At 72.9% G+C, this 6,989-nt stretch carries 5 protein-coding genes and 1 pseudogene; 3 read left to right on the plus strand and 3 right to left on the minus strand.

Annotation, left to right across the window (positions count from 1 at the left end; genetic code table 11):
- Nucleotides 1–90: 90 nt before the first annotated feature.
- Both AB0D46_RS22785 and AB0D46_RS22790 read left to right on the plus strand, forming a co-directional pair.
- Nucleotides 91–1,827: an AMP-dependent synthetase/ligase gene (locus AB0D46_RS22785; RefSeq protein WP_362879913.1), complete on the plus strand. Its 1,737-nt coding sequence runs from the start codon at nt 91–93 to the stop codon at nt 1,825–1,827.
- A 261-nt stretch (nt 1,828–2,088) separates the two neighbouring features.
- The gene (locus AB0D46_RS22790) at nt 2,089–2,988 is read left to right on the plus strand and encodes a hypothetical protein (RefSeq protein WP_362879915.1); all 900 of its coding nucleotides are present in this window, start codon (nt 2,089–2,091) and stop codon (nt 2,986–2,988) included.
- A gap of 159 nt (nt 2,989–3,147) precedes the next feature.
- On the opposite strand, the gene AB0D46_RS22795 is transcribed toward AB0D46_RS22790, so the two are convergent.
- The 3 genes from AB0D46_RS22795 to AB0D46_RS22805 form a co-directional block, all read right to left on the minus strand.
- The gene (locus tag AB0D46_RS22795) at nt 3,148–3,360 is read right to left on the minus strand and encodes a DUF397 domain-containing protein (protein WP_362879916.1); all 213 of its coding nucleotides are present in this window, start codon (nt 3,358–3,360) and stop codon (nt 3,148–3,150) included.
- A 214-nt stretch (nt 3,361–3,574) separates the two neighbouring features.
- Nucleotides 3,575–4,459, minus strand: coding sequence for a helix-turn-helix transcriptional regulator (locus tag AB0D46_RS22800; RefSeq protein WP_362879917.1), 885 nt, complete (start codon nt 4,457–4,459; stop codon nt 3,575–3,577).
- A 317-nt stretch (nt 4,460–4,776) separates the two neighbouring features.
- Entirely contained in the window at nt 4,777–5,517 is a 741-nt protein-coding gene (locus tag AB0D46_RS22805; RefSeq protein ID WP_362879919.1) for a GPP34 family phosphoprotein, read from the minus strand.
- Nucleotides 5,518–5,702: 185 nt separating this feature from the next.
- Here AB0D46_RS22805 and AB0D46_RS22810 point away from each other — a divergent pair.
- Nucleotides 5,703–6,989 (plus strand): annotated as a pseudogene (locus AB0D46_RS22810) (hypothetical protein); the annotation flags it as partial.

A 6,989-nucleotide genomic window follows, 5' to 3' on the forward strand; every position in this document is an offset into this window, starting at 1 on the left:
TGGGGTCAGTGGGGGTGACGCGTCCGGTCATGCCGGAGCGGGCCCGCCGGTGCCTAGCGTCGAGGGTCACCTACTGCGGGAGGGCACGCGATGGACGGTCGGCCGGACACGCTGGCGGAGTTCACCCGGTGGACCGAGGAGAGGTACGGGCCCGGCACGGCCCTGCGCTTTCGCGCGGGACCGGACGGCTGGACGACCCGGACCTACGCCGAACTGGCCGCCGCGGTAAGGGCGGTCGGGCGCGCGCTGATCGGCCCGGACCTGGCCGTCGCGGCGGGCGAGCGGGTGGCCGTCCTGGCGGAGACCGGGCCGCTGTGGACGTACACGCACTTCGGGGTGCTGGCCGCCGGCGCCGTCCTCGTCCCCGTGTACCCGACGGCGGGGGAGGAGGAGCTGGCGTGGGTGCTGTCCGACTCGGCGGCCGTCGTGGCCGTCTGCGACGACGCCGCCCAAGCGGCCCGGGTGGAGGCCCTGCGGCCGAAACTGCCCGCGCTGCGGGCCGTCGTACGGATGGACGCCCTGGCCGGTCGGGCCGCCGCCCCCGCGGCGCGCCTGCGGGAGCGGGCCGCCGCGGTGGGCCCCGACGACGACGCCTCGATCGTCTACACCTCGGGCACCACGGGCCCGCCCAAGGGCTGTCGGCTCACCCACGGCAACTTCGGGGCGGTGCAGGACGGCACGCTGCCCCTGGTCCGGGGCGGGCCGGGGGACTCCACGTACCTCTACCTGCCGCTGGCGCACCTGCTGGCGCAGCTGATCCAGTTCACGACGCTGCTGGAGGGCGGCGAGCTCTGCTACCTCGGCGGCCGGGTCGAGGACGTCGTCGCCGAGCTGGCCGAAGCCCGGCCCACCCACCTGCCGTCCGTGCCGCGGCTGTTCGAGAAGGTCCACGCGGTGGTCCTGGCGCTGGCCGAGGGACAGGAGGGCGGCCGGGAGCGCTTCGCGGAGGCCGTCCGGCTGGGGGTGCTCGCCCGCGAGGGCCGGCTCCCCGAGGAGGCGCGGGCCGCCCACGCGGCCGCCGAGGAATCGCTGTACTCCCCGGTCCGGGCGGTCTTCGGCGGTCGCCTGACATGGGCGCTGACCGGCGGCGCCCCCATCGCCCCCGACACGCTGGACTTCCTGCGCGCCTGCGGGATCCGGGTCTTCGAGGGCTACGGGATGACCGAGTCCGGCGGGGTGATCAGCCTCAACCACCCGGACGCCGTCCGGTACGGCACGGTCGGCCGGCCCATCGCGGGCTGCGAGGTCCGGATCGCCGCGGACGGGGAGATCCTCGCCCGCGGCCCGATGGTCTTCCCCGGCTACCACGCGAACGCCGCCGCCACCGCGGAGACCGTCGACGCCGACGGCTGGTTGCACACCGGCGACCTCGGCGAACTCGACGCCGACGGCTTCCTGTCGGTCACCGGCCGCAAGAAGGAACTCATCATCACCTCGGCGGGCAAGAACATCACCCCGACCGAGGTGGAGTTCGCCGTCAGGGCCGCCTCCCGGTACGTCTCCCGGGCCGTCCTGATCGGCGACCGGCGACCCCACCCGGTGGCCCTGATCACCCTGGACGCCGAGGAGATCGCCGGGTGGGCGGCCCGCCGCTCCCTCGACCCCGGGCCCCGCCCGGGCGCCCACCCGGAGGTCCGCGCCCTGGTCGCGGAGGCCGTCGCCACCGCCAACGCCACCGTCTCCCGCCCGGCCCGCATCCGCGCCTTCCACGTCCTCGACGCGGACTTCTCCGTCGAGGACGGCACCCTCACCCCGACCCTCAAACTGCGCCGCGGCGCGGTCGCCGAGCGGTACGCGGCGCAGATCGAGGCGCTGTACGGGCAGTGAGGTCCGGCTCGCCGGCGCCCGGCCGAGGCGCGCGTCGCAGGGGACCGGTACGACCCGACCCGGGCCCCGGCCAGGTCAAGCACTGGAGGGCGAAGAGTTCGAGGGCGGGGAGGCCGCCGGCGAAGGAGATCACCCCGGGGCGTTCGGTCAGCGCCGGGATCTCGCGTACGCATGAGAAGGAGTGGGCGGCACCTACTCGTTCACCAGGTGAACGCTCCCCGCCCCCTCGCCAACTGATGCCCCATCAGCTACACCGGAGCCATGACAACGGACGAGCGAGCAACAGACCGGGACGACGCGCCGACCCCGGGCGCCTGCGACACCCGGGGCCAGGACACCCGGGTGGAGGACTACGCCGCGCTCGCGGCCGTCGGCCCGTACGGCGTCCGCCCGGGCCACGCGCTGATCACCATGGTGGAACCGCACCCGGGCCACGAGTTCGCGTACAACCGCTGGTACGAGGACGACCACTACTACGCCGGCGCGATGGCCATGCCCTGGATGTACGCGGGCCGCCGCTGGGTGGCCACCCGCGAGCTCCAGGAGCTGCGCTACCCGGAGAAGTCGGCGGTGGTCCAGCCCGTGACGGCCGGGTGCTACATATCGACGTACTGGGTGACCCAGGGCCGCTACGACGAGCACATGAAGTGGACCGTCGGCATCAACAAGCGGCTGAACCGCGACGGCCGCGTCTACCGCGACCGCACCCACGTCTTCACGGCCTTCCAGGACCACGCGGCCACCGTCTACCGCGACGGTGCCGCCGGCCCCCGGGACTTCCACGCCCTCGACCACCCGTACGCCGGGCTGGTGGTCCAGGTCGTCGACGCCGAGGGGCCCGAACAGCGGGCGGAGCTGCTGGAGTGGCTGCGCTCCCGGGCCCTGCCGAAGAGACTGAACGGTTCTCCGGCGGCGATGGTGACCGTCTTCCGGCCGACGCCACTGCCCGGCGACCGGATGACCTACGTCAAGCAGGTCGAGGGGGTCGACACCCGACTGACCCTGCTGTGGTTCCTGGAGGTCGACCCGCGGGCCTGCTGGGAGCACTTCCGCGGGCTGGACGCGGAAGTCGCGGGATCGGGGCTGGGACGGGTGGAGCTGGTGGCGCCGTTCATTCCCACCGTGCCGGGGACGGACCGGTACGTCGACGAACTCCGGTAGGGGCTCGCGTCGACGTTCCGCTTGGCGTTCCGTTCGGGCTTCCGGTCGCCGCGCCCCGGGTGCGGGCACGGCCGAGCCCCCTCGGCCAGGACGGCGGGCCGGTCGAGAGGGCTCCAGTCAGTGGTGCGCTTACAACGGTCGAGGTGGACGGCGTGATGTTCAGACGAGGCGCCCCGACCGGCCCTGGGTGACGTCGGTGACGAAGGAGGTCCAGGAACCCGGGGCGAAGGTGAGGGACGGGCCGTCCTGCACCTTCGAGTCACGGACCGAGATGGACGCGACGACGGGGGACTTGACCTCGACGCAGGCGCCGTTTCCGCCGGAGTAAGAGGACTTGGTCCAGTTTTCCGTGGCGCCCTGACGAATAGCCATGTTTCTCTCCGGTTCAGCGAGTAGTTCCGGTTCGCGCCGGCCGAATTCTCCGACCGACGTGATCGACGCTACCCGCACCTCCCGATGGGTGAAGGAGGCATTCACTCGACCGGGTGGCATATTCCATTCAGGCCTTCTGTGGCTGGGGATGGACGGTGTACCGTACCCGGCCCTCCGTCATCCCCCGTCGCTTTCGCCACCCCGGCACCACCCGTTACCCGGCTTTGACCGCGTAGTGCTCGATGATCTCGCCGATGAACTGCCTGGTCTGCTCGACGTTGAGCGCCTGGGCGCGCAGGTGCTCGTACATCACGCTGTACTTCTGGACGTCGTTGGCCTTCTCCAGGTACAGGTCGCTCGTCACGCCCTCGATGTAGACCACCGTCGAGTCCGAGGCGTCGGGGAACTCCAGGATCGCGTACTGGCCGTTGACACCGGGGTGCGCGCCCATCGAGAAGGGCATCACCTGCACCGTGATGTACGGCTGCTCGGACTGCTCTATCAAGTACTCCAACTGCCGCACCATCAACTGCGGATCGCCCACGTGCCGGCGCAGCGCGGCCTCGTCGATGACCGCCCACAACCGCAGCGGACCGACCTCCGGATTGTTGTTGTCCGTCTCCGAGAGCCGCTTCTGACGGTGCATCCGGACCTGGACGCGCTTCTCCACGTCGGCCGGCGCCGTCTCCGGCAGCGCGCCCCGGATCAGGGCCTGCGCGTACTCGGGCGTCTGGAGCAGCCCGGGGACCATCTGAGGCTCGTAGGTGCGCAGGCTGGCCGCGTCCGTCTCCAGACCGATGTAGACGCTGTACGGGATGTCTCCGAAGGCGTGCCACCAGCCCTGTTGGCGCGAGTCCTTCGCCATCTGCATCAGCGAGTCCACGAGGCGCGGGTCCTCGACCTCGTACACCTCGCACAGGTCGCGGACGTCGCGCTGGCTGATGGACCTGCGGCCGTTCTCCAGTCGGCTGATCTTCGACTGGGAGACGAGGAGGCGCTCGGCGACCTGTTCGGCCGTCATGCCCTTGTCCTCGCGGAGCTTGCGCAACTCCATGCCCAGTCGGCGGCGTCGGACGGTGGGATTGACATTGGACGCCACGGGTCGGCCCCTCTCTCTGTGTGTCTGCTGTTCAGCAGACTGCCACCGAAGGGCGCGACGCCGCTGGGGAACGGCAGGGAAATGCGAACGCGCGGGGTGGCGGAGCCGGTGGTCCGGCCCCGCCGCCCCGCGCGCAGGCGACCTGCGGACCGGGTCTTTGGGGGACTTCCGGTCGAGGTGCCGACGAAGCGGTGGAACGGTGGAACGGTGGTGCGCAGTGGGCCCCGCGGCGGTGTACCAGGGGTGTCGCGGGCCCCACGGGGGTCGTGCCTGCTGCTGCGGTCCTGCTCCGCCCGCAGGCGGTGCTGCTCCGTCCGCTAGTGCGCGGCCACGCGGGCCATCGCACCCGTCCGGCGCGGCTGCAGCGGTACGCCGCCGCTCGCCGTGGGCCGGGCGGCCGGCGGAGCCGGTGCGCGGTCACGGCGCGGCTGGGCGGCCACGCCGTTCTGGACGTCCATCACGGCGTGCGCCACGAGACCGCCCATGGGGTCGTGCCGGATCAGGTCCCGCAGTCGGGACCTGGACGACCGCCCCTCGTTGCCGGGGTACAGGTGCTTGCCGAGTCCGACCGCGTGGGCCAGAGCGGCGAGCGCCGCGGTCCGCGGGTCCGGCGGTACACCGGTGCGGATCGCACTGTCCAGCCGGGCACGGATCTCCCGGCTGATCGCCGTGTCGGTCGCCTGGTAGCGAGTCGTCGGCAGCACCCCGCACATCTGACCGGCGACGGCATGGACCATGCCGCAACGCTCCAGATGGGCGAGGTAGATCTGGCGGAGCCCCAGCCGGGGTCCGCCGATCCAGTGGACGGCCCGTACCGGGCTGCCGCGCCTGCGCAGCAGTTCCAGTGCGGAGTCCAGTGTCGGATCTCCTGTCGGCCGTGGCATCACCACGGCGATACGATCCCCGTCAGGGGCTATCCGTCCTGCCAGAGCCAGCTCCACTAGCTGTGCCCCGGCCAGGCCGAGGTCGAGCGACTGCGGCTGCGCCGTGGTTCCCGTGGTCGGGTCCAAGGCGAGCAGCAGGAGCTCCTCCGGAATTGTTCTGCGGCTCTTGCCCATCCATGCCTCCCCGCGTGGATGAGTGACAGGGTGACGCCTCTCACATTCATCTGTCGAGAGCGCGTGGCCGCTTTGTGGGGGAACCCGCAGCTATGTCGTTCTCGTCTCGCGCGGGGGCGATGCCCCCTAGACGGGACACTGTTAGACGGTTCGGACAGCGACCGGACGGCGATCGAGGAGGAACGGTGGCGGGCGAGTCCCCCGACAAGTCGGTAGATGAAGGAGCGTCGGGGGCGGCGGAGTCCTCGTCCGCGGAGCGGGATCCGAGGATGTCGGTGTTCCAGCCGCGCGACCCGCTGAAGGAGGCCGTGGCGGCCTGGGTGGCGACGGCCGGGCCGACCGCGTCGGCCGGCGGCGCGGACGCGGACGCGCGCGCCGAGGCGGGTGTCGGGGCGGACGTCGAGTCGGGCTCGGGCTCCGGTGGAGACGCCGGTGCGGGCGCCGACGAGACGCAGGCGTTCGAGGCGGTTGCCGACGCCGAGCCGTCCTCCGGTCGGGTGGACTCCCCGGCCGGGCCTTCGAAGCTCGCGGGCCTCGTACGGCAGTCCCCGCCCGCCTCGGCGTCTGCGGACGCGGCGGCGGACGCGGCGGCGGACGCGGCAGCGACGGACCGGGAGCCGGGTTCCGCTTCGGCGGATGGGGCGGGTGCGGCGGATGCCGGTACCGACACGCCCGGCGTGACGGCGTTCGGAGTGGCCAGGTCCGGTTCCGTTTCGAAGTCCGGTACGGATTCCGCTTCGGGTGCCGGCGCTGCTTCCGGTACGGGTTCCGCGGGCGCCGGCGACGGTACGCGGGAGCGGGCCGGGGACTCGGCGCGGGATCCGCGTGCTGCGGACGAGCCCGCGACCACGGCCTTCGGTGCGGTGAAGTCCGGCCCCGCCCGAGAGGGTGGGCGGGCCGACGAGAGCGAGCGCACCGCCGTGTTCCGGGCGCCGAAGGTGGACGCCGCCTCGACTGCCGGGTCGCCCGCCGCGGACCAGCCCGAGGTGACCGCTTTCGGGGTGGTCAAGTCCGGTTCCGCTTCCGACGCCGCCCGGGACGGCGCGGCGAAGCCCGCGCACGATGCCCGGACGACGGCGTTCGGGGTGATCAGGCCCGAGGAGAACCCGAAGGACACCCCCCGCGCCGAACCCGGTGCGGAGCCGAGGCCACAGGGCGGCTCGCAGCCCGGGCCGGACGCCGAGCGGAGGCCGCAGGGCGGCGCGCAGGCCGAGCCCGGCACCGAGTCGAGGCCGCAGGGCGGCGCGCAGCCCGGGCCGGATGCCGAGCGGCGGCCGCAGGGCGGCTCGCAGGCCGAGTCCGGTAGGGAGCAGAAGTTGCAGGGCGGCTCGCAGACCGCGCCTGGTGCCGAGCAGAAGTCGCAGGGTGGCTCGCGGCCCGGGCCGGATGCCGAGCGGCGGCCGCAGGGCGGCTCGCAGGCCGAGTCCGGTAGGGAGCAGAAGTTGCAGGGCGGCTCGCAGACCGCGCCTGCT

The organism is Streptomyces sp. NPDC048383, from assembly GCF_040651775.1.
Lineage (GTDB): Bacteria > Actinomycetota > Actinomycetes > Streptomycetales > Streptomycetaceae > Streptomyces.

Bases quoted from the DNA above. Each gene is read 5' to 3' on its own strand.
- AB0D46_RS22805 (WP_362879919.1), bottom strand. From the start codon at position 5,517: ATGGGCAAGAGCCGCAGAACAATTCCGGAGGAGCTCCTGCTGCTCGCC.
- AB0D46_RS22790 (WP_362879915.1), top strand. From the start codon at position 2,089: ATGACAACGGACGAGCGAGCAACAGACCGGGACGACGCGCCGACCCCG.
- AB0D46_RS22785 (WP_362879913.1), top strand. From the start codon at position 91: ATGGACGGTCGGCCGGACACGCTGGCGGAGTTCACCCGGTGGACCGAG.
- AB0D46_RS22795 (WP_362879916.1), bottom strand. From the start codon at position 3,360: ATGGCTATTCGTCAGGGCGCCACGGAAAACTGGACCAAGTCCTCTTAC.